Origin of the sequence: Streptomyces bikiniensis, assembly GCF_000716625.1 — a bacterium.
GTDB lineage: Bacteria > Actinomycetota > Actinomycetes > Streptomycetales > Streptomycetaceae > Streptomyces > Streptomyces bikiniensis.
On the sequence record NZ_JNXJ01000016.1, the window covers coordinates 39,177 to 63,611 of the forward strand.

The window sequence follows — 24,435 nt, forward strand, 5'->3', positions numbered from 1 at the left end:
GCTCTAGAAGCCGAGCTTCCTGAGCTGCTTGGGGTCCCGCTGCCAGTCCTTCGCGACCTTCACGTGCAGGTCGAGGAAGACCGGGGTGCCGAGAAGGGCCTCGATGTGCTTGCGGGACTTCATGCCGACCTCCTTGAGGCGGCTGCCCTTGGGGCCGATGATGATGCCCTTCTGGCTGGGGCGCTCGATGTACACGTTGGCGTGGATGTCGAGCAGCGGCCGGTCCGCCGGGCGGTTCTCGCGGGGGATCATCTCCTCCACGACCACCGCGATGGAGTGCGGCAGCTCGTCCCGTACGCCTTCGAGCGCGGCCTCGCGGATCAGCTCCGCGACCATGACCTGCTCGGGCTCGTCCGTGAGGTCGCCCTCCGGGTAGAGCGGCGGGGACTCGGGGAGCAGCGGGATGAGCAGGTCCGCGACGAGCTGGACCTGCTTGTCGCCCACGGCCGAGACGGGGACGATCTGCTGCCACTCGAAGCCCAGCTCCTTGCCGAGCTGGTCGACGGCGATGAGCTGCTCGGCGAGGGTCTTGGAGTCGACCAGGTCGGTCTTGGTGACGATCGCGACCTTGGGGGTCTTCCTGATCTCCGCCAGCTCCTTGGCGATGAAGCGGTCGCCGGGGCCGAGCTTCTGGTCGGCGGGCAGGCAGAAGCCGATCACGTCGACCTCGGCCCAGGTGGTGCGCACGACGTCGTTGAGCCGCTCGCCCAGGAGGGTGCGCGGCTTGTGGAGCCCGGGGGTGTCGACCAGGATCAGCTGCGCGTCGGGGCGGTGCACGATGCCCCGGACGGTGTGCCGGGTGGTCTGCGGCCGGTTCGAGGTGATGGCCACCTTCTGGCCGACCAGAGCGTTCGTGAGGGTGGACTTGCCCGCGTTGGGGCGGCCGACGAAGCAGGCGAAGCCGGCCCGGTGGACGGCTTCGGTTTCTTGGTTGCGAGCGCTCATGGGGGCCATTGTCCCCGATGAGCGCCCGCGCCACGCACCCAGTGGGTACGGAGGGGCCGGCGGCGCGCCTCAGCCGGCCGTGACGGCCTTCCGCAGCCGCCCGTCCGGGCCCGCGAGCAGGACCGGGGTCCCGGGGCCGCCGAGGTCCCGCACGGCCGCGCGGTCCTCGTCCGAGGCCGCCTCGGCGGTCGTCACGACGGCCGCCGCCTCCAGGGACTCGGCACCGCTGGCCACCGCCATCGCGACGGCGGTCCGCAGGGCGCTCAGCCGGAGCGAGTCCAGGGCCACGGTCCCGGCCACGTAGGTCCGGCCGGTCTCGTCGCGCACGGCCGCGCCCTCGGCCACGCCGTTGCGGGCCCGTGCGCTCCGCGCCAGGGTGATGATCTTGAGGTCCTCGGCGCCGAGGTCGCCGTGCTCGCTGCTGAGTGTCATGGACCGAGCATAGGTCGGCTCCCCGGGCGGCCCCGGGTCAGGGGCGGTCGAGGCGGAGCCGTACCGCCTTCGGCAGGCCCGCGACGACGAGGTCGTACGAGTCCTCGACCAGCTCCCGGACCATGGGGGCCGGGAGCTCGCCGACGGTCACGGTGTTCCAGTGCCGCTTGTTCATGTGGTGGCCGGGGGCGATCGCCGGGTGCTCCGCGCGGAGCCGTACGGCCTCGTCCGGGTCGCACTTGAGGTTGACCCTCAGCGGCTCGGAGTCGAGGGCCGAGAGCGCGAAGAGCTTCCCGGCGACCTTGAAGACGGAGGTGTCCGGGCCGAAGGGGAACTCCTCCGTGGCGTCGTCGAACTCCAGGCAGAGGGCACGCAGCTCGTCGGGGGTCACTCGGGCTCCTCGGGGGTCACTCGGGTTCCTCGGGGGTCGACTCCGGCTCCCCGGGGGTCACTCCGACTCTTCGGGGGTCACTCCGGCTCTTCGGGGGTCACTCCGGCTCTTCGGGGGTCACTCCGGCTCCTTCTCCGCCGCGACCGGTTCCACCGGCTCCACGAGCACGGTGACGATCTTGTTCCGCCGGCCGGCCGGGGACTCGGCGGTCAGCCGCAGCGAGCGCCCGTCGGGCAGCTCCACGACGGACTTCGCGCCCGAGATGGGGACGCGGCCGAGGGCCTTGGCGAGCAGGCCGCCGACGGTCTCCACGTCCTCGTCGTCGTACTCGTCGGGGCCCAGGCCGTACAGCTCGCCGAGGTCCCCGATGTCGAGGCGGGCGGTGACCCGGTAGCGGTCCTCGCCGAGCTCCTGGACCGGCGGCAGCTCCCGGTCGTACTCGTCGGTGATCTCGCCGACGATCTCCTCCAGGATGTCCTCGATGGTGACGATCCCGGCCGTGCCGCCGTACTCGTCGACGACGACGGCGACGTGGTTGCGCTGCTGCTGCATCTCGCGCAGCAGGTCGCCGGCGTTCTTGGTGTCGGGCACGAAGGCGGCGGGCCGCATCGCGGTCGACACCAGATCGGACTCCGACTCCCGGTTGACGTGCGTCCGGCGGGCCAGGTCCTTGAGGTACACGATGCCGACGATGTCGTCCTCGTTCTCGCCGGTGACCGGGATGCGGGAGAAGCCGGAGCGCAGGGCGAGGGTGAGGGCCTGGCGGACGGTCTTGTACCGCTCGATGCAGATCAGGTCGGTGCGGGGCACCATCACCTCGCGCACGAGGGTGTCGCCCAGCTCGAAGACGGAGTGCACCATGCGGCGCTCGTCGTCCTCGATCAGCGACTCCTGCTCGGCGAGGTCGACCAGGGCCCGCAGCTCGGCCTCGGAGGCGAAGGGGCCCTTGCGGAAGCCCTTGCCGGGGGTGAGCGCGTTGCCGATGAGGATCAGGAGCTGCGGGATCGGGCCCATGATCCGGGCCAGCGGCACCAGGACGTACGCGGCGGCGGTCGCCGTGTTCAGCGGGTGCTGGCGGCCGATGGTGCGCGGCGAGACGCCGACGGCCACGTACGAGACGAGGACCATGACGGCGATCGCGATGAGCAGCGCCTCCCAGGTCTCCGGGAAGGCCTCCAGGCAGGCGTACGTGACGAGGGCGGCCGCCGCCATCTCGCAGGCGACGCGGACGAGCAGCGCCACGTTGAGGTAGCGGGTCGGGTCGGAGGTGACCTGGGCGAGCTTCCCGGCCCCGCGCCGCCCGGACCGTACGGCCTCGGCGGCGCGGAAGCTGGAGATCCGGGCGAGACCGGCCTCGGCGCAGGCGGCGAGCCACGCCACGACGACGAGCGCGACCGCCCCGAGGATCAGCGAGACGTCCATCGGGGTCAGGAGACGGTGGGCGCCGGGGAGGGGCCGGTCAGGCCCTTCTCCGCGCGCCAGCCGTCGACGATCGCCGCCTGGAGGCCGAACATCTCGGCCTTCTCGTCGGGCTCCTCGTGGTCGTACCCGAGGAGGTGCAGCACCCCGTGGACGGTGAGGAGCTGGAGCTCCTCGTCCATGGAGTGCTGCGTCGGCGCGTCCTTGCCCTGCTGGGTGGCGACCTCGGGGCAGAGCACGATGTCGCCGAGGAGCCCCTGCGGGGGCTCCGCGTCGTCCTTCGCCGGCGGACGCAGCTCGTCCATCGGGAAGGACATGACGTCGGTGGGCCCGGGCAGGTCCATCCACTGGATGTGGAGCTGCTCCATCGCCTCCGCGTCCACGACGATCACCGAGAGCTCGGAGAGGGGGTGGATGCGCATGCGCGCGAGCGCGTAGCGGGCGATGTCGAGGATCGACTGCTCGTCGACCTCGGTGCCGGACTCGTTGTTGACGTCGATCGACATGGTGGTTCTGTGACTACTTCCCGTTGCGGCCGTTGCGGCTGTCGTACTGCTCGTACGCGTCGACGATACGGCCGACGAGCTTGTGCCGGACGACATCCTGCGACGTGAGCGTGGAGAAGTGGACGTCCTGGACCCCGTCGAGGATGTCGCGGACCTGCCGCAGACCGCTCTTCGTCCCGTTCGGCAGGTCGACCTGGGTGACGTCACCGGTGATGACGATCTTCGAGTCGAAGCCGAGGCGGGTGAGGAACATCTTCATCTGCTCGGGGTTCGTGTTCTGCGCCTCGTCCAGGATGATGAACGCGTCGTTCAGGGTGCGACCCCTCATGTACGCCAGGGGCGCGACCTCGATCGTGCCGCTCGCCATGAGCTTGGGGATGGAGTCCGGGTCCAGCATGTCGTGCAGGGCGTCGTAGAGCGGGCGCAGGTACGGGTCGATCTTCTCGTAGAGCGTGCCCGGCAGGAAGCCGAGCCGCTCGCCCGCCTCGACGGCGGGCCTGGTCAGGATGATCCGGTTGACCTGCTTGGACTGCAGGGCCTGGACCGCCTTGGCCATGGCGAGATAGGTCTTGCCGGTGCCCGCGGGGCCGATGCCGAAGACGATCGTGTGCTTGTCGATGGCGTCGACGTACCGCTTCTGGTTGAGCGTCTTGGGGCGGATCGTGCGGCCCCGGCTGGACAGGATGTTCTGCGTGAGCACCTCGGCGGGGGTCTCCTCGCCGCCCTCCGCCGATCCCTCGCCGCCCGCCCTGAGCATGGCGATCGAGCGTTCCACTGCGTCCTCCGTCATCGGCTGACCGGTGCGGAGCACCAGCATCATCTCGTCGAACAGGCGCTGGATCAGGGCGACTTCCGCCGCGTCGCCGACCGCGCTCACCTGATTGCCCCGGACGTGGATGTCGGTGTCCGGGAAGGAGCGCTCGATCACCCGGAGCAGGGCGTCTCCGGAGCCGAGCAGGGTCACCATCGGATGCTTGGCCGGGACGGTGAAGTGGGCGCGGGCCTGTCCGCGCGCCCCGTCGTGGGACGCTCCGTCGCGGGCTGTGGGTGTCTGAGTCATGGGCCGGCACTGTGGCCTGCGCATACCTCCCGTCGCAGGGTTCTCGCTGCTCGACAACCTCTGGATCACCAAGCCTACGACTTGGCACCGACAAGACCTAAGGGGTTTACGGAGGGCCGTTCGAGTGGAGCGCGTCCTTCCGGGCGGGGCGTCCTACGAGGCGGCCGCGCGGAAGCCGATCGTCGGGACCGCCCTGCGCAGCGGCCAGGGCCGGGCGGGGGCGGGCAGGAGGCGCTCCAGGAAGGCGTAGCGGCCGCGCAGGGCCTCGGGGTCCTGCCGGGCGTGGCCCTGGACCCGCTGCCACCAGGCGGCGACCTCGTCCCAGGTGGGGGCGGAGAGGGAGCCGCCGAACTCCTGGACGGAGAGGGCGGCGGTGAGGCCCGCGAAGGCGAGCCGGTCGGCGAGGGGCCAGTCGGCGAGGGTCCCGGTGACGAAGCCGGCGACGAAGACGTCCCCGGCGCCGGTCGGGTCGAGCGCGGAGACCTGGATGGCGGGGACCTCGGCGGTCTCGCCGGTGGCCCCGTCGACGGCGTAGGCGCCCTCGGCACCGAGGGTGACCACGGCGTAGCGGACCTTGTCGGCGAGGGCGCGGGCGGCGGCCCGGGGGCAGTCGGTGCGGGTGTAGCGCATCGCCTCGGCGGCGTTGGGCAGGAACGCCTCGCAGTGCTCCAGGTCGGGCAGGGCCGCCAGGTCCCAGCGGCCGGTGTCGTCCCAGCCGACGTCGGCGAAGACCTTGGCCCCGGCGCGGGCGGCCTGGGCGACCCACTCCTCGGGGCGGCCGGGGGCGAGGGAGGCGACGGCCGCGCGCGCGTGCGGCGGACAGGCGGGCAGGGCGCCGTCGGGCGGCGGGGCCTCGTGGCCGTGGGAGACCATCGTGCGCTCGCCCTCGTAGGCCATGGAGACGGTGACCGGGGAGTGCCAGCCGGGGACGGTGCGGGAGAAGGAGAGGTCGATGCCCTCGCCCTGCTCCAGGGCGTCCCAGCAGTACTCGCCGTAGTGGTCGTCGCCGAAGGCCGCGGCGAGGGAGGTGTGCAGGCCGAGGCGGGCGAGGGCGGTGGCCATGTTGGCGACGCCGCCGGGGCTGGAGCCCATGCCGCGGGCCCAGGACTCGGTGCCGCGGACGGGGGCGCTGTCGAGGCCGGTGAAGATGATGTCGAGGAAGACCGTGCCGGTGAGGAAGACGTCGCAGGCGGGGTCGGTGGGCTCGCGCAGGCGCTCCAACGGGTCGACCTCGGCGTCGTGTTGCGGCTGCTCTCCCCTTGCTGTGGTCACGGCGGACTCCCCGGTCGCGGTGCGGATCCGCCCAGTGTGCCCGATGGGGGGCGGGAGACGGGTGGGACGCACGAGGAAGGCGGTTCCTTTACCCGAAAACCGCCCCGCCAAACCTCCAGTGACCCGGATCACGTGGCGTACCGGCGGATACCGTCTTCTCCCGCCCCTCGCCCGCTTGATACACATGGTTCCGCGACCCCGTGCCCCTCGCGCACCACCGGGCGCTCCACCCCTCCCCTTCTTGTTCCTGGGAACGCCCATGTCGTCGCGGTCTCGCGGCGCGGGGGCCCTCGTCGCCCTCGTCGCGCTCTTCACGGCCGGTTACCTGGCCCCGTACCTCCTGCCGACCGTCGTCGGCCGGCTCTCCGCCGGGCTCGGCCTCACCCCCGCGCAGGCGGGCCTGGTCGGCTCCGTGCTGCTGCTCGGCTCCTCGACCGCCGGTTTCACGCTCGCCGCGCGCGGCGAGCGGATCGGGCCGCGCCGGGCGGCCCGCGCGGGCCTGCTCGCCATGATCGTCGGGTACGGCTCCGCCGCCGCGGCCGGCACCGTGCCGCTGGTGGTCGCGGGCGCCGTCCTCGGCGGCCTCGGCTCGGGCACGGCGACGGCGGTGGCCGCCGCCGGGATCGCCGGGCGCCGGGACCCGCACCGGGCCTCGACCCTCGGCCTGCTCTCCGTCTCGGCCGCGGCGGGCGCCCTCTACCTGACGCTCCCCCACCTGGGCACCGGCCACGCGCCCCCGTTGCTCGCGATCGTCTGCGCGGCAGCGCTGGTGTGGCCGGTGACGGGGCGTCTGGAGGGCGGTGCGCGGGCGCGTGCGGATGCGGATGCGGGTGCCGCGCATGTGGCGGGGCCGCTGCCGTACCGGCGGGCGGGGGCCGTCCTCGCGGGCGGCATCCTGTGCTGGTCCCTCGCGCAGAACGCCCTGTGGGGCGTGAGCGGACGCATCGGGACCACGCAGGCCGGGCTCTCCGAGGTCACCGTCGGCGCGGTCTTCGCGGCGGCGCTCGGCGCGGGGCTCGCCGGGGTCACGGCGGCGGGGGCGCTCGGCTCGCGCCTGGGCCGGGCGGTGCCGATCGGGGCGGGCACGGTGGTCATCGCGGGCTGTGTGCTGCTCAGCTCGGCCGCCGGGGACCTGGTGTCCTTCGCGGCCGGCGAGATCCTGTGGAACGCCGTCTACCCGGTCGTCCTGTCGTACCTCCTGGGCCTGGCCGCCTCACTCGACCCGCGCGGCCGGTGGGCCGTCCTGGTCGGCTCGGCGTCGTCCCTGGGCGTGGCCTGCGGTCCGGTGACCGGCAGCCTCCTCTCGGAGGGCGCGGGCTATCCGGGCATGGGCGCGGTCCTCTGCTGCCTGCTCCTCCTGGTGGCCGCCCCCATGACGGCCGTGGCCCGCCACGCCGCCGGACGCCCCCTGGTCCCCGGCTCGGTCCGCCGCCGCGGCGGCGCCCCGGCGGCCGTCCTCGCCGGCAGCGCGTCGGCCACGCCGTCCCTGGTGCCCCAGGTGGGGGCTCCGGAGCAGCCGGTGGCTTCGATCCGGGTGCCGGTCGCGGCGGGCCGGCGGCGCTTGACGAAGTCGACGTTCGGGTTGGCGAGGCCGAGCGATCGGGGATGAGGGGGGTGGAGGCCTGTGCGGGGCGCCTGCGGCGGGCTTGTCCCCCACCCCTCCCCGCATTCAGCCCGTCCGGCGTTTGAGGACACGCCCGCAGGGCGTACGGGGGTCCGGGGGCCCGCCCCCGGTTTCGGGAAGGCGCGGGGTGGGGAAAGGGCCCCGCGCAGCGGCCCCGGCCCCGGCCCCGGCCCCGGCCCCGGCCCCGCGACCCCGCTCCCCTACCCTCCGAACTCGTACGCCTCCACCTCCGCCAGATACCGCTCCCTCCGCTCCTCCTCGTCCTCCAGGAACGACGCCAGGAAGGAGTTCCGGGCCAGCTCCCGCAGCTGGTCCTGCGTGAGGCCGAGCGCGTCGCGGACGCCGTCGTAGTTGTCGCCCGCGTAGCCGCCGAAGTAGGCGGGGTCGTCGGAGTTGACGGTGACGAGGAGGCCGGCCGACATCATCGCGCGGAGCGGATGGTCGGCGAGGGTGTCGATGACGCGGAGGCGGACGTTCGACAGGGGGCAGAGGGTGAGCGGGACCCGCTCGCGGGCGAGCCGGGCGACGAGGTCGGGGTCGTCCATGCAGCGCAGCCCGTGGTCGATCCGCTCGACGCCGAGGACGTCGAGCGCCTCGCGGACGTACGCCGCGGGCCCCTCCTCGCCCGCGTGCGCGACGCGGCGCAGACCGAGCCGGGCGGCCTCCTCGTACACCTCGCGGAACTTGGCCGGCGGGTGGCCGACCTCGGCCGAGTCGAGGCCGACGCCGGTGATCCGGTCCAGGTACGGCTCCGCGGCCTCCAGGGTGGCGAGGGCCGACTCGGCGGACTCGTCGCGCAGGAAGCACATGATGAGCCGGGTGGAGACGCCGTACCGCTCCTCGGCGCGGTCGAGGGAGGCGGTCAGGCCCTCGATCACGGTGTCGATCGGGACGCCCCGGGCGGTGTGCGCCTGCGGGTCGAAGAAGATCTCGGCGTGCCGGACGCCCTGGGCGGCGGCCCGCTCCAGGTAGGCGTCGGCGAGTTCGGTGAAGTCCTCGGCGGTGCGCAGGACCGCCATCAGGCCGTAGTACAGGTCCAGGAAGGACTGGAGGTCGCTGAACCGGTACGCCTCGCGCAGGGCGTCGGTGTCCGCGTACGGCAGGGTGACGCCGTTGCGCGCGGCGAGCGCGAAGGCCAGCTCGGGTTCGAGGGTGCCTTCGATGTGGAGGTGCAGTTCCGCCTTGGGTACGGGCATGTTCACGTTCGTTTCGGTACGGGGACCCTCATGAGGTCCTGGGCAATGCTCAGCTCGCCGTCGAACCCGGCCGCCCGCGCCTGCCGTTCGAACGCGGCGGGGTCGTGGTAGCGCTGCGAGAAGTGGGTGAGGACGAGGTGCCGCACGCCCGCGTCCCGGGCGACCGCCGCGGCCTGTCCGGCCGTCAGGTGCCCGTGGTCGGTGGCGAGGCGGACGTCCTCGTCCAGGAAGGTCGACTCGATGACGAGCATGTCGGCGCCCTCTGCGAGGGCGTGCACGCCCTCGCAGAGCCGGGTGTCCATGACGAAGGCGAAGCGCTGGCCGCGCCGGACCTCGCTGACCTGGCCGAGGGTGACGCCGTTCAGGACGCCGTCGCGCTGGATCCGGCCCACGTCGGGTCCCTCGATGCCGTGTGCGGCGAGCTTCTCGGGCAGTATGCGGCGCCCGTCGGGCTCGACCAGGCGGTAGCCGTAGGACTCGACGGGGTGGGAGAGCCGGTGCGCTTCCAGGGTGTACGCGTCCGTGACGGCGAGGGGCCCGTCGGCGGAGACGGGCGCCTCGACCAGCTGCACGGTCTCGCGGTAGGCCGTGGCGTACCGCAGCCGCTCGAAGAAGCGCTGTCCGCTCGCCGGGTAGTGGGCGGTGACCGGGTGCGGGACCTGGTCGAGGTTGATCCGCTGGATCACCCCGGCCAGGCCGAGCGAGTGGTCGCCGTGGAAGTGCGTGACGCAGATCCGGTCGAGGTCGTGCGCGGCGACCCCGGCGCGCAGCATCTGGCGCTGGGTGCCCTCGCCGGGGTCGAACATGATGCCCCCGCCGTCCCAGCGCAGCAGGTAGCCGTTGTGGTTGCGGTGCCGGGTCGGGACCTGGCTGGCGGTTCCGAGGACGACCAGTTCGCGTACGGACACGGCTTATCCGGGGGGCCAGTTGAGGCCGCGGCCGCCCAGGACGTGCGCGTGGGTGTGGAAGACGGTCTGGCCCGCGCCCGCGCCGGTGTTGAGGACGATCCGGTAGCCGGTGCCGTCGGTCTTCTCCTGGGCGGCGACCTCGCCGGCCTCGCGCAGCAGGTCGGCGGCGACGTCCGGCGCTCCGGCCGCGAGGGAGGCGGCGTCCGGGTAGTGGAGGCGCGGGATCACCAGGACGTGGGTGGGCGCCTGGGGGTTGATGTCGCGGAACGCGACGGTCGTCTCCGTCTCGCGCACGATCGTCGCGGGCACCTCCCCCGACACGATCTTGCAGAACAGGCAGTCGCTCTGCGGCTCTCCGGCCATGGTCCGGGCCTCCTCGCCTCCGTCGGTCAGTACACGCGCATGCTATCCGCCGACGCCGACAAGATCGGTTCCGTTGTCCACAGGGGCGGGGCCGGTCCTCGGGCGGGGCCGGTCCTCGCGCGGGGTCGGTCCTCGGGCGGAGTCAGTCCTTGGGCGCGCGCCGGTTCAGGAACGAGCGGCTCACCCAGTACGTGATGATCACGGCCCAGAACAGCGGTGTGCCGAGCCCGCCGACCGCCCCCGCGTCGAGGTTCCAGAGGGCCATCGTCACCACCGAGTACAGCCCGAGCAAGCCCACGGCCGTCGCCATGGCGAGCACCGGCCGGCAGCCGCGGGCCACCAGGAGCAGCGGACGGCGCAGGCGGGGCGGCAGCCGGCGGCCCATCCACAGCACCCAGCCGCCCCAGGCGCCGACGAGGACGGCCGCGCCGATCAGGAACGGGACCAACGCCTCGGCCCCGGTCGCACCGGTACGGACGGGGGCGGAGCCGAGCGCGGAGGCGACGAAGCCGAGCAGGGCGACCCAGCGGGCCCCGGCGGCGGTGTTCCAGGCCATGGCCTCCAGGTTGTAGCGGGCCTTGCGGTCCTGGAGGTCGAGCGCGGCGGAGGCGACGAACCCCTCGGCGGCCTGCGTCCACGCCCCGCGCCGGAACCAGCGGCGCCGCAGCCGGAGCAGCGAGAGGTTGTTGTGGGCCTCGCTGCTCTGCGGGTTGAGGCGCAGCGCCGTCTCGTACGCGCGCTGCGCGGTGGCGTGGTCGCCCCGGCGCTGGGCGGTGAGGCCGACGAGGAAGTGGGCCGCGTCCTCCTCGGGCGCGAGGTGCACGGCGGCCCGGGCCGCCTCGTACGCCTCGACGGTACGCGCGGGCGTGCGCGCGTGCTCGCCGTGCTCGGTGAGGGCGGTGCCGAGCGCGTAGTGGGCGCCCCAGTACTGCGGGGCGAGCGCGACGGCGTGCCGGGCGGTGGCCTCGGCCTCCTGGAACCGCTTCTGGGAGAGGAGGATCTGGACGCGTATCAGCCAGGCGCCGAGCAGTTCGGGATCGGCCCGCAGCGCCTGGTCCGCGGCGGCCAGGGCGGCGGGGTGGGCGCCGTCCCGGTGGTGGCAGCGGGCGAGCAGGACGAGGGCGTCGGCGTCCTCGGGGTCGGTCGCCAGGTGCTGGGCGGCGAGCGCCCCGGCCTGGGCGTACCGCCCGGCCTCGTACAGCGCCTCGGCGCGCCGCAGCGCGGCGCCGGGGAGGCCCGGGGTGTCCTGGGCGGTCACAGCTTGCGCTTCCGCTTGAGGTGGGCGAGCAGGTCGTCGTAGAGGCCGCCCTCGTTGGCGAACATGGCGACGTTCCGGGCGGCAGCGAACCACGGCTCCGTGGACGGCTTGATCTGCTTGGCCGCGCCGAGCAGGTCCTTGGTCGTGATCAGGCGTACGGAGCCGCTGCGGGCGGAGTCGAGGAGCGCGGCTTCGGCGGCCGTCTCGCAGACGTGGGCGAGGTCGGCGCCGGAGAAGTCCTCGGTGGCCTTGACGAGCTTGCCGAGGTCGACGGCCTCGATGGGGCGCTCGCGCAGGTGGTAGCGGAGGATCGCCTCGCGGGCGGCGGCGTCGGGCGGCAGCACGAGCAGGGTGCGGTCGAGGCGGCCGGGGCGGCGGAGGGCGATGTCCACGTCCCAGGGGACGTTGGTGGCGGCGAGCACGAAGACGCCCTCGTTGCCGGCGCCGCTCGCGATGCCGTCGAGCTCGGTGAGGAGCTGGTTGACGACGTTGCGCAGGCCGCTGTGGTGGGTGCGGGAGCGCTTGGCGCCGAGGGCGTCCAGCTCGTCGAGGAAGACGACGCAGGGGGCCTGGCGGCGGGCGGTCTCGAAGATGTCGTGGATGTTCTTCTCGGAGGCGCCGATCCACATGTCGAGGACGTCGGAGAGCGAGACGGTGAGGAAGCTCGCGCCGAGTTCGCCCGCGACGGCCCGGGCGATGAAGGTCTTGCCGCAGCCGGGCGGGCCGTAGAGGAGCAGGCCGCCGCGCAGCGACTTGCCGTACAGCCTGCGCAGTTCGGGGTTGCGCATGGGGGCGAGGAAGGCGGCCTCCAGGCGGTCCTTGACCTCCTCCATGCCGCCGACGTCGGCGAGGCGCACGGTGCCGGGGGCGTCGACGTCCCAGGCGGCCGCGTCCCCGGCGGTCCCGTCGCCGTCGGCGGCCTGCGGGTCCTCCAGGAAGCGGGGTCCGACGAGGTCCTGGACCTGCTGCTCGGCGGCGTCCCAGTCGAAGGAGGGGGCGGGGGCGCTCGGGGCGGGGGCTTCTGTGGTCGTCGGTTCCGGGGCCGGGGCCCCTGCGGCCGTCGGTCGCGGCGCCGCGGGCATCCCCATCGCGCGGACCATCAGGGCGCGGGCGTTCTCGTCCCCGGGCGCGTGCTGGAGGGCGACGGCCGCCTCCGCGACGGCCTCGTCGCCCCGTCCCTCCGCGAGGAGGAGTTCGGCGAAGTGGAGGCGCAGGGGCACGTCGCCGGGGGCGGCGGCCACGGCGGCGCGGAGACTGCGGATCAGGGGGGACTCGTCGGCCATGCGGCCACCCTAAGGAGCCCCCGGGGGCGGCCGTCCACCGGGTTCGTCACATCTCCTCGCCGCGCCGCCCTCCGTACACTGCGCCGCATGAGACGGGACGGGGCGCTGCGCAGGCTGACGGTGGACGACGGGACGGTCTGGCTCTGGAACGTCCGGCACCGGCACCCCGACTGCCGGACCGTGCTGGGCCTGCGCCGCGCCGGTTCCCCGCGGGCCGTGCTGCGGCTGGTCTTCCGGGAGGAGCCGGGCCGCGCGGTGGCCGGTTTCACGATGGGTCGGCACGAGGTGCTCGCCGTCGGGGGCGGCTGGCTGAACCTCGACGAGCCCGGGGTCGTCCGCCGGTTCCTCGACGCGGCGGTGGCCCGCGGCCTCGTCCCGGCCGCGAACGGGGTGCGGGAGGAGGACGGGTGGCCGCTGTTCGACGCGCTGACGGCCGACGCGTCCCGTCCTCCGGCGCCCTAGCTCCAGCGGCCCGTCCGCCCCAGGACCAGCGCCGTCGCCGCCGTGCCCGCCGTGGAGGTGCGCAGCACGCTGCGGCCCAGCCGGTACGGCTCCGCCCCGGCCGCCCCGAAGGCGGCCAGCTCCTCCGGGGAGACCCCGCCCTCGGGCCCGACGACCAGGACGACCGAGCCCTTCGCGGGGAGGTCGGCGGTGGCGAGCGCGCCGCTGGGGTGGTCGCGGTCCTCGTGCAGGACGGCCGCGAAGTCGGCCTCCGCGAGGAGGGCGGCGACCTGCTTCGTCGTCATGAGGTCCGCGACCTCGGGGAAGCGGGTGCGGCGCGACTGCTTGCCGGCCTCGCGCGCGGTGGACCGCCACTTGGCGAGCGCCTTGAGGCCCCGGTCGCCCTTCCACTGGGTGATGCAGCGGGAGGCGGCCCACGGGACGATCGCGTCCACGCCGGTCTCGGTCATCGTCTCGACGGCCAGCTCGCCCCGGTCGCCCTTGGGGAGGGCCTGGACGACGGTGATCCTGGGCTCCTCCTCGGGGTCCTCGTGGACCTCGGCAACCCGTACGGTGAGCTGGTCCTTGCCCTCGGCGGCGACCACCGCGCAGGCGGCCCAGCGGCCCCGGCCGTCGGCGAGGACCAGTTCCTCGCCCTCCCGCAGCCGCTTCACGGAGACGGCGTGCCGCCCCTCGGGGCCGTCCAGGAGGAAGTTCCCCGCGCCGGGGACGGCGTCGACGACGAAGACGGGTGCGGTCACGAGGTGCTCCTGTGGGGCAGTTCCGAGAGGGCGGTGTCGAGTTCGGCGGCGAGGACCCCGACCAGTTCCCCGGCGGGGAGCGCGCGGGCGAGGCGGTGGCCCTGGCCGGCCCAGAGGGCCATGCCCTGGGCGTCGCCCGCGGTGGCGGCGGCCCTGCGCAGCGGGGCGGTGAGGTGGTGGACCTCGGGGTAGGCGGCGGGGGCGTACGGGCCGTGCTCGCGCGTGAAGCGGTTGACGAGGCCGCGCGCCGGGCGCCCGGAGAAGGCCCGGGTGAGGGCGGTCCGGGTGAACAGCGGGTCGGTCAGGGCCCCCTTGTGCAGCGGGTGGGCGCCCGACTCGGGGCAGGGGAGGAAGGCGGTGCCGAGCTGGGCGGCGCCGGCCCCGGCGGCGAGGACGGCGGCGATCTGGGCGCCGCGCATGATCCCGCCGGCGGCGACGAGCGGGAGGCGGACGCTCTCGCGGACCCGGGCGACGAGGGTGAGCAGTCCGGTGCCGGGCGTGCCGTCCTCGTCCGGGTCGTCGCGGTGCGTCCCCTGGTGCCCGCCGGCCTCGACGCCCTGGACGCAGACGGCGTCGGCCCCGGCGCGCTCGGCGGCCAGGGCCTCCTCGGCGGAGGTGACGGTGACGATCGTGTACGTGCCGGCGCGCGCGAAGGCGGCGAGGACGTCGGGCGCGGGGCAGCCGAAGGTGAAGGAGACGACGGGGACCGGGTCCTCCAGGAGGATGGCCAGCTTGGCGTCGTAGGCGTCGTCGCGGGAGTCGTCGGTCTCGCCGAGCCGGGTCGCGTACCAGTCGGCCTCTCCGGCGAGCTGGTGGCGGTAGACCTCGACGGCGGCCGGGTCGGCGGGCCGTCCGGTCGGCGGCATGAAGAGGTTGACGCCGAAGGGGCGCGCGGTGAGCCCGCGTACCTGCTTGATCTCCTGGTAGAGCCCTCCGGCCGTCTTGTAGCCGCCGGCCAGGAAGCCGAGCGCCCCGGCCTCGCAGACGGCTCCGGCGAGCTCGGGACAGGAGGCGCCACCCGCCATGGGGGCCTGCACGATCGGGAACGGAGAGAGATCGTTCAGTGCGGTGGTGGACATATGGGCATCGTGTCATGCCGCAGGGAGGGGTATGGAAAGGGGCGGTATCCATACATGGATACCGCCCCTCCCTGTAGGTGAAGCCGTACGTGAAGCCGTACGTACGACGGACCTACCGCCCGTTGAACGCGTCCTTCAAGCGCGAGAACAGCCCCTGCTGCCCCGGCTGACTGTGCTGACCCGGGGGACGACCCCCGGACCCCCGGCAGAGCGCCTACCGCCCGTTGAACGCGTCCTTCAGCCGCGAGAACAACCCCTGCTGCCCCGGCTGGAACTGGCCGGTCGGCCGTTCCTCGCCGCGCAGCTTGGCGAGCTCGCGCAGAAGGCGCTCCTGCTCCGCGTCGAGCTTGCTCGGGGTCTGGACCTCGACGTGCACGATGAGGTCGCCGCGCCCGTTGCCGCGCAGGTGGGTGACGCCGCGCCCGTGGAGCGGGATCGACTGGCCGGACTGGGTGCCGGGCCGGATGTCGACCTCCTCGACGCCGTCGAGGGTCTGCAGCGGCACCTTGGTGCCGAGCGCGCCCGCCGTCATCGGGATCGTCACCGTGCAGTGCAGGTCGTCGCCGCGCCGCTGGAACGTCTCGTGCGGGGTCTCGTGGATCTCCACGTACAGGTCGCCGGCGGGGCCGCCGCCGGGGCCGACCTCGCCCTCGCCCGCGAGCTGGATGCGGGTGCCGTTGTCGACGCCGGCCGGGATCTTGACCGTGAGGGTGCGGCGGGAGCGGACCCGCCCGTCGCCCGCGCACTCGGGGCACGGCGTGGGGACGACGGTGCCGAAGCCCTGGCACTGCGGGCAGGGCCGGGAGGTCATGACCTGGCCCAGGAAGGACCGGGTGACCTGGGAGACCTCGCCGCGGCCGCGGCACATGTCGCAGGTCTGCGCGGAAGTGCCGGGCGCGGCGCCCTCGCCGGAGCAGGTCGTGCAGACGACCGCCGTGTCGACCTGGATGTCCTTGGTGGTGCCGAAGGCCGCCTCGTCGAGGCTGATCTCCAGACGGATCATGGCGTCCTGGCCGCGGCGGGTGCGCGAGCGCGGGCCGCGCTGCGAGGCCGTGCCGAAGAAGGCGTCCATGATGTCGGAGAAGTTGCCGAAGCCGCCCGCTCCGAAGCCGCCCGCGCCGCCTCCGCCGGAGGACGAGAGCGGGTCGCCGCCGAGGTCGTAGACCTGCTTCTTCTGCGGGTCCGAAAGGACCTCGTAGGCGGCGTTGATCTCCTTGAAGCGTTCCTGCGTCTTCGGATCGGGATTGACGTCCGGGTGCAGCTCGCGCGCGAGCCTCCGGAAAGCCTTCTTGATCTCGTCCTGGGACGCGTCGCGGCGCACGCCGAGTACGGCGTAGTAGTCCGTGGCCACTTACGACTCCGCCAGGATCTGTCCGACGTAACGTGCCACTGCGCGTACCGCTCCCATCGTTCCGGGGTAGTCCATGCGGGTCGGTCCGACCACGCCGAGTTTGGCGACTGCCTCGCCGCCCGAACCGTAGCCGACCGAGACGACGGACGTGGAGCTCAGCCCCTCGTGGGCGTTCTCGTGCCCGATCCGTACGGTCATGCCCGATTCCTTGGCCTCGCCGAGCAGCTTGAGGAGGACGACCTGCTCCTCCAGAGCCTCCAGGACGGGCCTGATCGTCAGGGGGAAGTCGTGTCCGAAGCGGGTGAGGTTGGCGGTGCCGCCGATCATCAGCCGCTCCTCGTGCTCCTCCACGAGGGTTTCGAGGAGGGTCGCGAGCACGGTCGAGACCGTGGCGCGGTCCTCGGCCTCCTCGAAGGACTCGGGGAGGTCCTGCACCAGCTGCGGCACGTCGGCGAACCGGCGGCCGACGACCCGGCTGTTGAGCCGGGCCCGCAGGTCGGCGAGGGAGGTCTCGCCGAAGGGCGCGGGGCAGTCGATCACCCGCTGCTCGACCCGGCCGGTGTCCGTGATGAGGACGAGCATCAGGCGGGCCGGGGCCAGCGCGAGGAGTTCCACGTGCCGGACGGTGGAGCGGGTCAGCGAGGGGTACTGGACGACGGCGACCTGCCGGGTCAGCTGCGCGAGCAGCCGGACCGTGCGGCCGACGACGTCGTCCAGGTCGACCGCGCCGTCCAGGAAGTTGTGGATGGCCCGCCGCTCGGGCGTCGAGAGCGGCTTGACCCCCGCGAGCCGGTCGACGAAGAGGCGGTAGCCCTTGTCCGTCGGGATGCGGCCGGCGCTGGTGTGGGGCTGGGCGATGTAGCCCTCGTCCTCCAGCACGGCCATGTCGTTGCGCACGGTGGCGGGCGACACGCCGAGCTTGTGGCGCTCCGTGAGCGCCTTGGAGCCGACGGGCTCCTCCGTCCCGACATAGTCCTGGACGATGGCGCGCAGCACTTCGAGTCTGCGTTCGCTGAGCATCGTGCGCACCTCCAGCTGTCGTCGGTCGTTCCGGTTGCTCCGCTTTTGGCACTCGCCCTGTCCGAGTGCCAGCGATCCCGGGCCAGTGTACGGCGGCACACGTCGCTCCTGGCAAGGAGGCGGCGCCCCACCGGTTAGCGTCGCCGTATGGATGTCGACTGGGAAGCACGAGGATGGGAACGGCTCGCGGACGGGGTGGGCCGGCGGCGGCTGCCCGGCTGGGACGCCACGGTGGGGCTCGTCGTGGGCGAACGGGCGGTGCTGCTGTACGACACGGGGTCGTCCCTCGCGGAGGGCGCGGAACTGCGGGCGGAGGTGGCGGAACTCACGGGCGGCCGGAGGGTGACGCACATCGCACTGAGCCACCCGCACTTCGACCACGTGTTCGGCACGGCGGCCTTCGCGGGCGCGGAGGTCTTCGGCGCGGTCGGCCTGGAGGAGCTGCTGGCCCGGGAGCGGGACCGGGAGGAGCTGCGGTCGGACGGGGTGAGGCAGGGCCTCGACCCGGCGGCGGCCGCGGAGGCGGCGGACGTGCTCGTGGCCCCGCGGCACGTGGTCTCCGGCGAGTGGACCCTCGACCTGGGCGGCCGGCAGGTCCTCCTGGCGAACGTCGGCCCCGGGCACACCGGCCACGACCTGGCGCTCCTGGTGCCGGGCCCGCCGGAGGTGGTCTTCTGCGGGGACCTGGTGGAGGAGTCGGGCGAGCCGCAGGCGGGCCCGGACGCGATCCCGTCCCGCTGGCCGGACGCCCTGGACCGGCTCCTGTCGCTCGGCGGCGGGGACGCGGTGTACGTGCCGGGGCACGGGGCGGTGGTGGACGCCGCGTTCGTACGACGCCAGCGCGAGGAACTGGCGACGCGCTTCTCCGTCGCATAACGTCGCCCGAATGCGCAGCTACAACCCGGACCTGACGCCCCCTTGGAAGCGCTCGGCGCCCGTGCCGGAGGTTCCGGCCGACCGCGATCTCGTCGTGGAGGAGGTGGCGACGGGGTTCTGCGGGGCGGTGATCCGCTGCGAGGCGGGCACGGTGACCCTGGAGGACCGCTTCGGCAAGCACCGGGTCTTCCCGCTGGAACCGCGCGGCTTCCTCCTGGAGGGGAAGGTCGTGACCCTGGTCCGCCCGTCCGCCGCGCCGGCCCGCCCGACCCGTACGGCCTCCGGCTCGGTCGCGGTGCCGGGCGCACGCGCGCGCGTGGCGCGGGCCGGCCGGATCTACGTCGAGGGCCGCCACGACGCGGAGCTGGTCGAGCGGGTCTGGGGCGACGACCTGCGGATCGAGGGCGTGGTCGTGGAGTACCTGGAGGGCGTCGACGACCTGCCGGCGATCGTCGCGGAGTTCGGCCCGGCGCCCGACGCGCGCCTCGGCGTCCTGGTGGACCACCTGGTCCCGGGCTCGAAGGAGTCCCGGATCGCGGCCCGGGTGACCTCCCCGGACGTCCTGGTCGTCGGCCACCCGTACATCGACGTCTGGGAGGCGGTGAAGCCGTCCTCGCTCGGCATTCCGGCCTGGCCGACGGTCCCGCGCGGCCAGGACTGGAAGACGGGCGTCTGCCGCGCCCTGGGCTGGCCGGAGAACACGGGCGCGGCCTGGCAGCACATCCTGTCGAGGGTGACGTCGTACAAGGACCTGGAACCGGCGCTCCTCGGCCGGGTCGAGGAACTGATCGATTTCGTGACGGCGCCGTAGGACGACCATCGTGCGGGCGATCGTCCCGCGGGGCGGGACGGGTGGGCGCACGGGACGGCGCCCTCGCCGGGCCTGGGCTCCCGCTCCTACGGCGCCCCCGAGTACGCCGCTCAGTCCACCAGGTCCCGCACCACCGCGTCCGCGAGCAGCCGGCCCCGCAGGGTCAGGACGGCCCGCCCCGCCCCGTACGGCACGGGGTCGAGCAGGCCGTCCGCCAGGGCCTTCCCGGCGGCGGCCAGGCCGGCCGGCCCGAGCAGTTCCAGCGGGCAGCCGTCCCGCAGGCGCAGTTCGAGCAGGATCCGCTCCACCCGCCGGTCCTCCTCGGAGAGGAGCTCGCGGCCGGCGCCCGGCGTCCTCCCCGCCGCGAGGGCCGCCGCGTACGCGCCCGGGTGCTTCACGTTCCACCAGCGGACCCCGCCCACGTGGCTGTGCGCGCCGGGCCCGGCGCCCCACCAGTCGGCGCCGCGCCAGTACAGCTCGTTGTGGAGGCAGCGCCCGGCCTCCGAGGTGGCCCAGTTGGACACCTCGTACCACTCGAAACCGGCCCCGGACAGCACCTCCTCGGTGATCAGGTACCGGTCGGCGTGCACGTCGTCGTCGGTCATCGGCACCTCGCCGCGCCGGATGCGGCGGGCCAGCTGCGTGCCCTCCTCCACGATCAGGGCGTACGCGCTGACGTGGTCGGGTCCGGCGCCGATCGCCGCGTCGAGCGAGGCCCGCCAGTCGTCGTCGGACTCGCCGGGCGTGCCGTAGATCAGGTCGAGGTTGACGTGGTCGAACCCGGCGGCCCGCGCCTCGGCGACGCACGCCTCGGGGCGCCCGGGCGTGTGGGTGCGGTCGAGGACCTTCAGGACGTGCTGCCGGGCGCTCTGCATGCCGAAGGAGATCCGGTTGAAGCCGCCCGCGCGCAGCTCGGCCAGGTAGGCCGGGTCCACGGACTCCGGGTTCGCCTCGGTCGTGACCTCGGCACCGTCCGCGAGCCCGAACTCGTCGCGGATCGCCCCCAGCATCCGTACGAGGTCGCCGGCGGCGAGCAGCGTGGGCGTGCCGCCGCCGACGAAGACGGTCCGGACCGGCCGGGGGTCGTCGCCGAGGACCTTCCGGGCGAGCCGGACCTCCTCGGCGAGCTGGTCGGCGTAGTTGTCCCGGGAGGCGAGCACGCCCCCCGTGCCGCGCAGTTCGCTCGCCGTGTAGGTGTTGAAGTCGCAGTACCCGCAGCGCGTCGCGCAGTAGGGCACGTGCAGGTAGAACCCGAGCGGGCGCTCCCCGGCCCCTTCCAGGGCGTGCGGGGGCAGCGCCCCGTCCTCGGGAACGGTCTCACCATCGGGCAGTACGGAAGGCATGAGCCCATTGTCCCGTACTGCCCGGGGTGGGCCGGCTGCCCGTGGACAACCGGCTCCCCTGCCGGCCGGCCCCGGTGCGGGGCCGCCGGTCAGGCCTCGCGCGAGCCCGCGTACATCTCGTCGATGAGGTGCTTGTACTCGCGCTCCACGACCGGCCGCTTGAGCTTCAGGGACGGGGTCAGCTCGCCGTGCTCGATGTCGAGGTCGCGCGGCAGCAGGCGGAACTTCTTGATCGTCTGCCAGCGCTGCAGGCCCTCGTTGAGCCGGTCCACGTACCCCTGGATCAGCTTCTCGGTCTGCGGGGCGGCGACGACCTCGGCGTACGGCTTGCCCGCGAGGTCGTGCTCGGCGGCCCAGCCGAGGATGGAGGGCTCGTCCAGGGCGATCAGGGCGGTGCAGAAGTTCCGGTCGGCGCCGTGGACCAGGATGTTCGAAACAAACGGGCAGACGGCCTTGAACTGGCCCTCGACCTCGGCCGGCGCGATGTACTTGCCGCCGGACGTCTTGATCAGGTCCTTCTTGCGGTCGGTGATCCGCAGGTAGCCGTCGGCGGACAGCTCGCCGATGTCGCCGGTGTGGAACCAGCCGTCGGACTCCAGGACCTCGGCCGTCTTCTCCGGCAGGCCGTGGTAGCCCTCCATGATGCCGGGGCCGCGCATCAGGATCTCGCCGTCGTCGGCGATGCGGACCTCGGTGCCGGGGAGCGGCTTGCCGACGGTGCCGGTGCGGTAGGCCTCACCCGGGTTGACGAAGGAGGCGGCGGAGGTCTCGGTGAGGCCGTAGCCCTCCAGGATGTGGATGCCCGCGCCGGAGAAGAAGTAGCCGATCTCGGGGGCGAGGGCGGCGGAGCCGGAGATGCACGCGCGCAGGTTGCCGCCGAAGGCCTCGCGGATCTTGCCGTAGACGAGGGCGTCGGCCACCTTGTGCTTGATGCCCAGGCCGAAGGGCGCGGAGGCGGTGCCGGTGCGGCGGAAGTTGTCCTGGGTGGTCTTCGCGTACTCGCGGGCGACCTCGGCGGCCCACTGGAAGATCTTGTATTTGGCGCCGCCGGCGGCGCGGGCCTTGGCGGCGACCCCGTTGTAGACCTTCTCGAAGATGCGGGGCACGGCCGCCATGTAGGTCGGCTGGACCACCGGCAGGTTCTCGATGATCTTGTCGACGCGGCCGTCGACGGCGGTGACGTGCCCGACCTCGATCTGGCCGGAGGTGAGGACCTTGCCGAAGACGTGGGCGAGCGGCAGCCACAGGTACTGGACGTCGTCCCGGGTGACGAGGCCGGTGGCGGCGATGGCCTTGGCCATGTACGACCAGTTGTCGTGCGGGAGGCGGACGCCCTTGGGGCGGCCGGTGGTGCCCGAGGTGTAGATGAGGGTGGCGAGCTGCGTGGAGGTGATCGCGGAGACCCGCTCCTTGACCGCCTCGGGGTGCTTCTCCAGGTACGCCCGGCCGCGCGCCTCCAGCTCGGCGAGGGTGAGGACCCAGTCGCCGTCGCTCTCGACGCCGGCGGCGTCGACGACCACCACGTGGCGGAGGTTCGGCAGGTCGGCGCGGCGCTCGACGGCCTTGGCGAGCTGGGAGGCGTCCTCCGCGATGAGGACCTTCGACTCGGAGTCCGAGAGGATGAACGCCGACTCCTCGGCGTTGGTCTGCGGGTAGACCGTGGTGGTCGCGGCGCCCGCGCACATCACGCCGAGGTCCCCGAGGATCCACTCGACCCGGGTGGAGGAGGCGAGGGCGACCCGCTCCTCGGGCTGCACCCCGAGGTCGACGAGACCGGCGGCGATCGCGTAGACCCGCTCGGCGGCCTGCCCCCAGCTGAGCGACTTCCAGTCGTCCGGTCCGGAGCCGGACGCGGCGGGGACCGGGTAGCGGTAGGCCTCCGCGTCGGGAGTCCGCTCGACTCGCTCAAGGAAGAGGGTCGCCACGGAGGGCGGCCGGTTCTCGATCTGGGTCTGTGTGTCGCTCACGACGTCCTCCGGGCGGCGGCGGTGCCTTCTGGCGGTTCGTAACTAACTGGCGAGTAACCTTCGAGCCGGGATCAGAGTAAAGGCCCGAGGTCCGGCGCGTAAGGCCTTGCAGTCCGTCGCTTCATAACGAACGGGTCCGCGCGCACGATGCGCGTGGACCCGTTCGTGTCTCCCGTGGAGCGGGGGAGGCCGCTGCGGCTCCGCCCGCCGTCACGCCCTCCGGCCGTCTTCCGACGGTCCGGGATTGGCTACTTCTTGCCCTTGCCGGAGGACTCGTCGCTCGACAGGACGGCGATGAACGCCTCCTGGGGCACCTCCACCGAGCCGACCATCTTCATGCGCTTCTTGCCCTCCTTCTGCTTCTCGAGGAGCTTCCGCTTCCGGGAGATGTCACCGCCGTAGCACTTGGCGAGGACGTCCTTGCGGATGGCGCGGATGGTCTCGCGGGCGATGACCCGGGAGCCGATCGCGGCCTGGATGGGCACCTCGAAGGCCTGCCGGGGGATGAGCTCGCGCAGCTTGGCGACGAGCCGCACGCCGTAGGCGTACGCCGCGTCCTTGTGGGTGACGGCGGAGAAGGCGTCCACCTTGTCGCCGTGCAGCAGGATGTCGACCTTGACCAGGCTGGAGGCCTGCTCGCCCGTGGGCTCGTAGTCGAGGGAGGCGTACCCGCGCGTCTTGGACTTCAGCTGGTCGAAGAAGTCGAAGACGATCTCCGCGAGGGGCAGGGTGTAGCGGATCTCGACCCGGTCCTCGGAGAGGTAGTCCATGCCGATCAGGGTGCCGCGCCGGTTCTGGCAGAGCTCCATGATCGCGCCGATGAACTCGCTGGGCGCGAGGATCGTGGCCCGGACGACGGGCTCGTACACCTCGCTGATCTTGCCCTCGGGGAACTCGCTCGGGTTCGTGACCGTGTGCTCGCTGCCGTCCTCCATGACCACGCGGTAGACCACGTTGGGGGCGGTGGCGATCAGGTCGAGGCCGAACTCGCGCTCCAGGCGCTCGCGGATCACGTCCAGGTGGAGCAGGCCGAGGAAGCCGACGCGGAAGCCGAAGCCGAGCGCGGCGGAGGTCTCCGGCTCGTAGACGAGCGCGGCGTCGTTGAGCTGGAGCTTGTCCAGGGCCTCGCGGAGGTCGGGGTACTCCGAGCCGTCCAGCGGGTAGAGGCCCGAGAAGACCATCGGCTTCGGGTCCTTGTAGCCGCCGAGCGCCTCGGTGGCGCCCTTGGACTGCGAGGTGATCGTGTCACCGACCTTGGACTGGCGGACGTCCTTCACACCGGTGATGAGGTAGCCCACCTCACCGACGCCCAGGCCGTCGGCCGACAGCATCTCCGGCGAGTTGGTGCCGATCTCCAGGAGCTCGTGGGTGGCGCCGGTCGACATCATCTTGATGCGCTCGCGCTTGTTGAGCTGCCCGTCCACGACACGCACGTACGTGACGACGCCCCGGTACGAGTCGTACACCGAGTCGAAGATCATCGCGCGGGCGGGGGCGTCGGCGACGCCGACCGGGGCCGGGACGTCCCGGACGACGCGGTCGAGCAGCGCCTCGACGCCCAGGCCGGTCTTGGCGGAGACCTTGAGCACGTCCTCCGGCTGGCAGCCGATGAGGTTCGCCAGCTCCTCCGCGAACTTCTCCGGCTGCGCGGCCGGCAGGTCGATCTTGTTGAGGACCGGGACGATGGTGAGGTCGTTCTCCATCGCCAGGTAGAGGTTGGCGAGGGTCTGCGCCTCGATGCCCTGCGCCGCGTCCACCAGGAGGATCGTGCCCTCGCAGGCCGCCAGGGACCGCGAGACCTCGTAGGTGAAGTCGACGTGCCCCGGGGTGTCGATCATGTTCAGGATGTGCGTGCGCCCCTGCTCCGGCCCCTCGGTGGGAGCCCACGGCAGACGGACGGCCTGGGACTTGATCGTGATGCCGCGCTCACGCTCGATGTCCATCCGGTCGAGGTACTGGGCGCGCATCTGCCGCTGGTCGACCACACCGGTGAGCTGGAGCATCCGGTCGGCGAGCGTGGACTTGCCGTGGTCGATGTGCGCGATGATGCAGAAGTTGCGGATCAGAGCCGGGTCGGTACGGCTCGGCTCGGGCACGTTGGTAGGAGTCGCGGGCACGCAGGCTTCTCG

The 24,435-nt window shown here is 73.1% G+C and carries 23 protein-coding genes; 4 read left to right on the forward strand and 19 right to left on the reverse strand.

What is annotated here, in order from left to right:
• Positions 1 to 3: 3 nt before the first annotated feature.
• The 7 genes from era to OO47_RS15475 form a co-directional block, all read right to left on the reverse strand.
• On the reverse strand, positions 4 to 954 hold the full coding sequence (era, locus tag OO47_RS15445; protein WP_399610850.1) for a GTPase Era: 951 nt from the start codon (positions 952 to 954) through the stop codon (positions 4 to 6).
• 60 nt (positions 955 to 1,014) lie between these two features.
• Positions 1,015 to 1,377: a hypothetical protein gene (locus tag OO47_RS15450; protein WP_030211024.1), complete on the reverse strand. Its 363-nt coding sequence runs from the start codon at positions 1,375 to 1,377 to the stop codon at positions 1,015 to 1,017.
• Positions 1,378 to 1,414: 37 nt separating this feature from the next.
• Complete coding sequence (locus tag OO47_RS15455; RefSeq protein WP_030211025.1) at positions 1,415 to 1,768, reverse strand: MmcQ/YjbR family DNA-binding protein; 354 nt, start codon at positions 1,766 to 1,768, stop codon at positions 1,415 to 1,417.
• A gap of 117 nt (positions 1,769 to 1,885) precedes the next feature.
• Positions 1,886 to 3,190 carry a hemolysin family protein gene (locus tag OO47_RS15460; protein ID WP_030211028.1) on the reverse strand — a complete coding sequence of 435 codons (1,305 nt, stop codon included), beginning with the start codon at positions 3,188 to 3,190 and terminating at the stop codon, positions 1,886 to 1,888.
• 5 nt (positions 3,191 to 3,195) lie between these two features.
• Positions 3,196 to 3,693 (reverse strand): rRNA maturation RNase YbeY, encoded by a 498-nt coding sequence (gene ybeY, locus OO47_RS15465; RefSeq protein WP_030211030.1) that lies wholly within the window; start codon positions 3,691 to 3,693, stop codon positions 3,196 to 3,198.
• A gap of 13 nt (positions 3,694 to 3,706) precedes the next feature.
• Complete coding sequence (locus tag OO47_RS15470) at positions 3,707 to 4,753, reverse strand: PhoH family protein (protein ID WP_051715738.1); 1,047 nt, start codon at positions 4,751 to 4,753, stop codon at positions 3,707 to 3,709.
• A 153-nt stretch (positions 4,754 to 4,906) separates the two neighbouring features.
• On the reverse strand, positions 4,907 to 6,025 hold the full coding sequence (locus OO47_RS15475; RefSeq protein ID WP_030211033.1) for a carbohydrate kinase family protein: 1,119 nt from the start codon (positions 6,023 to 6,025) through the stop codon (positions 4,907 to 4,909).
• A 259-nt stretch (positions 6,026 to 6,284) separates the two neighbouring features.
• Between OO47_RS15475 and OO47_RS15480 the strand changes: the two genes are divergently transcribed.
• The gene (locus tag OO47_RS15480; protein ID WP_030211034.1) at positions 6,285 to 7,634 is read left to right on the forward strand and encodes an MFS transporter; all 1,350 of its coding nucleotides are present in this window, start codon (positions 6,285 to 6,287) and stop codon (positions 7,632 to 7,634) included.
• Positions 7,635 to 7,849: 215 nt separating this feature from the next.
• Here the strand turns inward: OO47_RS15480 and OO47_RS15485 are convergent, their stop codons facing one another.
• The 5 genes from OO47_RS15485 to OO47_RS15505 all read right to left on the reverse strand — a co-directional run bounded on the left by OO47_RS15485 (position 7,850) and on the right by OO47_RS15505 (position 12,657).
• A complete protein-coding gene (locus OO47_RS15485; protein WP_030211035.1) occupies positions 7,850 to 8,845 on the reverse strand; it encodes an adenosine deaminase in 996 nt (331 codons plus the stop codon).
• A gap of 2 nt (positions 8,846 to 8,847) precedes the next feature.
• A complete protein-coding gene (locus tag OO47_RS15490; RefSeq protein WP_030211037.1) occupies positions 8,848 to 9,753 on the reverse strand; it encodes a ribonuclease Z in 906 nt (301 codons plus the stop codon).
• A gap of 3 nt (positions 9,754 to 9,756) precedes the next feature.
• Positions 9,757 to 10,116 (reverse strand): histidine triad nucleotide-binding protein, encoded by a 360-nt coding sequence (locus tag OO47_RS15495; RefSeq protein WP_030211046.1) that lies wholly within the window; start codon positions 10,114 to 10,116, stop codon positions 9,757 to 9,759.
• A gap of 142 nt (positions 10,117 to 10,258) precedes the next feature.
• Positions 10,259 to 11,374 carry a tetratricopeptide repeat protein gene (locus OO47_RS15500; RefSeq protein WP_030211049.1) on the reverse strand — a complete coding sequence of 372 codons (1,116 nt, stop codon included), beginning with the start codon at positions 11,372 to 11,374 and terminating at the stop codon, positions 10,259 to 10,261.
• Entirely contained in the window at positions 11,371 to 12,657 is a 1,287-nt protein-coding gene (locus OO47_RS15505) for an ATP-binding protein (RefSeq protein WP_030211050.1), read from the reverse strand. Before OO47_RS15505 ends, OO47_RS15500 begins: the two co-directional genes overlap by 4 nt.
• A gap of 87 nt (positions 12,658 to 12,744) precedes the next feature.
• Between OO47_RS15505 and OO47_RS15510 the strand changes: the two genes are divergently transcribed.
• On the forward strand, positions 12,745 to 13,119 hold the full coding sequence (locus tag OO47_RS15510; RefSeq protein ID WP_030211054.1) for a hypothetical protein: 375 nt from the start codon (positions 12,745 to 12,747) through the stop codon (positions 13,117 to 13,119).
• Here OO47_RS15510 and OO47_RS15515 read toward each other — a convergent pair.
• From OO47_RS15515 to hrcA, 4 genes are all read right to left on the reverse strand, one after another.
• A complete protein-coding gene (locus OO47_RS15515) occupies positions 13,116 to 13,859 on the reverse strand; it encodes a 16S rRNA (uracil(1498)-N(3))-methyltransferase (protein WP_030211055.1) in 744 nt (247 codons plus the stop codon). The genes OO47_RS15510 and OO47_RS15515 overlap by 4 nt on opposite strands.
• The gene (locus tag OO47_RS15520; RefSeq protein ID WP_030211058.1) at positions 13,856 to 14,938 is read right to left on the reverse strand and encodes a nitronate monooxygenase; all 1,083 of its coding nucleotides are present in this window, start codon (positions 14,936 to 14,938) and stop codon (positions 13,856 to 13,858) included. Before OO47_RS15520 ends, OO47_RS15515 begins: the two co-directional genes overlap by 4 nt.
• A gap of 214 nt (positions 14,939 to 15,152) precedes the next feature.
• A complete protein-coding gene (gene dnaJ, locus OO47_RS15525) occupies positions 15,153 to 16,289 on the reverse strand; it encodes a molecular chaperone DnaJ (protein ID WP_030211060.1) in 1,137 nt (378 codons plus the stop codon).
• Entirely contained in the window at positions 16,290 to 17,309 is a 1,020-nt protein-coding gene (gene hrcA / locus OO47_RS15530) for a heat-inducible transcriptional repressor HrcA (protein WP_030211063.1), read from the reverse strand.
• A gap of 147 nt (positions 17,310 to 17,456) precedes the next feature.
• Between hrcA and OO47_RS15535 the strand changes: the two genes are divergently transcribed.
• Both OO47_RS15535 and OO47_RS15540 read left to right on the forward strand, forming a co-directional pair.
• A complete protein-coding gene (locus OO47_RS15535) occupies positions 17,457 to 18,185 on the forward strand; it encodes an MBL fold metallo-hydrolase (protein ID WP_030211066.1) in 729 nt (242 codons plus the stop codon).
• A gap of 10 nt (positions 18,186 to 18,195) precedes the next feature.
• Positions 18,196 to 18,996, forward strand: coding sequence for a DUF3097 domain-containing protein (locus OO47_RS15540; RefSeq protein ID WP_030211068.1), 801 nt, complete (start codon positions 18,196 to 18,198; stop codon positions 18,994 to 18,996).
• Between the two features lie 110 nt (positions 18,997 to 19,106).
• Here OO47_RS15540 and hemW read toward each other — a convergent pair whose 3' ends face one another.
• The 3 genes from hemW to lepA all read right to left on the reverse strand — a co-directional run bounded on the left by hemW (position 19,107) and on the right by lepA (position 24,423).
• The gene (gene hemW, locus OO47_RS15545; protein WP_030211070.1) at positions 19,107 to 20,339 is read right to left on the reverse strand and encodes a radical SAM family heme chaperone HemW; all 1,233 of its coding nucleotides are present in this window, start codon (positions 20,337 to 20,339) and stop codon (positions 19,107 to 19,109) included.
• An 89-nt stretch (positions 20,340 to 20,428) separates the two neighbouring features.
• A complete protein-coding gene (locus OO47_RS15550; protein WP_030211073.1) occupies positions 20,429 to 22,306 on the reverse strand; it encodes an AMP-dependent synthetase/ligase in 1,878 nt (625 codons plus the stop codon).
• Positions 22,307 to 22,554: 248 nt separating this feature from the next.
• Complete coding sequence (gene lepA, locus OO47_RS15555) at positions 22,555 to 24,423, reverse strand: translation elongation factor 4 (RefSeq protein ID WP_030211080.1); 1,869 nt, start codon at positions 24,421 to 24,423, stop codon at positions 22,555 to 22,557.
• Between the last annotated feature and the right edge of the window lie 12 nt (positions 24,424 to 24,435).